Annotated in this window: 2 protein-coding genes; one reads left to right on the top strand and one right to left on the bottom strand. The window is 39.8% G+C overall.

The features are described from left to right. Positions 1-303 (top strand): EAL domain-containing protein (locus A3766_RS26810; protein WP_156509174.1); only part of this gene is annotated, 303 nt, incomplete at its 5' end. A 172-nt stretch (positions 304-475) separates the two neighbouring features. Here A3766_RS26810 and A3766_RS26805 read toward each other — a convergent pair. Further along, positions 476-1,283: response regulator (locus tag A3766_RS26805; protein ID WP_156509173.1), on the bottom strand; the 808-nt coding region annotated here is incomplete at its 5' end.

Here is a 1,283-nt window from a genome sequence, read left to right as displayed (position 1 = left end):
ACTTCTTTGGATGACTTTGGTACAGGCTACTCTTCTCTAAGTGTACTGAGTAAATTACCTATCAATGAACTGAAAATCGATCGAAGCTTCGTTAATGATATTTTGATTGACGAGCAGGATTGGCTACTGGCAAAAAGTATTATCAACTTAAGCAAGAGTTTATCTATTCCCGTCGTCGCTGAAGGTGTAGAAACTAAAGAACAGGCTGATATTTTGGCAGCCAATGGCTGCGATGTATTCCAGGGCTACTATTTTGCTAAACCTATGCCGAAAAATGAACTGGTTTCATTCTTAAGAGAGTAGATCTTAGCTATTGCTCGTTACCTTGGCTATGAGTGTATAAGTACACTCATAGGATTTAGCTCTGTTTAGTACTATTAGCGAACATTAACCCGCGATAGGGTTTTGGGAGTAAGGGTATGCAATTTAATAAAGTGTTCATAGCGCGGTTATTTGATGATACTTAGAGCTGATTTTAGCTGAGCTCTTCAATAAGTTGGCATAAGGCTTCAGGCTCGAAGGGTTTGGGCAGGTGGGCCTTCATTCCTGCAGCAATATAAGTGTCAATATCTTCTTTAAAGACATTCGCTGTCAATGCAACGATAGGGGTGTCCGGAGCAAGCGAGTCTGTGATAATAATTTGTGTAGCTTCTAAGCCATCCATTTCTGGCATCTGAATATCCATCAGTATCAGGTCGTACTGACTTTCTCGTAAGCATTGAATACATTCTAGGCCATTGTTGGCAAACGTGATTTCTGCGCCGAGTAAGAGGAGTGTCTCGTTTACTACTAGCTGGTTAATTTTATTGTCTTCTGCCACTAATATTTTTTTGCCTTTTAAACCTTGTGTTATAGGCGTTTCTTCATCTGAGGCTATTGACGTTTGCTTATCTAGAAAGTGATTGAGTACTTTTTCACTAGTGTAGGGAGCTTCAATTAAGTGAACCGAGCTAGGCAGATCATCGAACTGGGGGATTAGGTCGCTACTTAGAAGAAGTATGGTGGGCAAGGAGTATTTTCCTAATAACGCGTTAACGCGAGTGCTTAAATCGGGTATATCCTGGTTACATGAAAATAATAAATGACTGCTTGGCTCAGCATTAATATTAAGGCCTGAACTTCTGAGATCTGCTGATATTATTTCAGTTTCGAAGGTGCAAGGGCTAACAACTTTCAGCTTAAGATTGCTGAGCTGGTTTTTTTCCTCTTCTGATAAGTGTGTAAATGATAAAACATCTTGTGATTCATCTTTGCTCTTTCGAAGCGGTATCGATACATCAAAA

It is taken from the genome of Oleiphilus sp. HI0132, assembly GCF_001635845.1.
The sequence above is the reverse complement of the archived record's forward strand: the minus strand, read 5'-3'. Positions and strand labels throughout refer to the sequence as shown.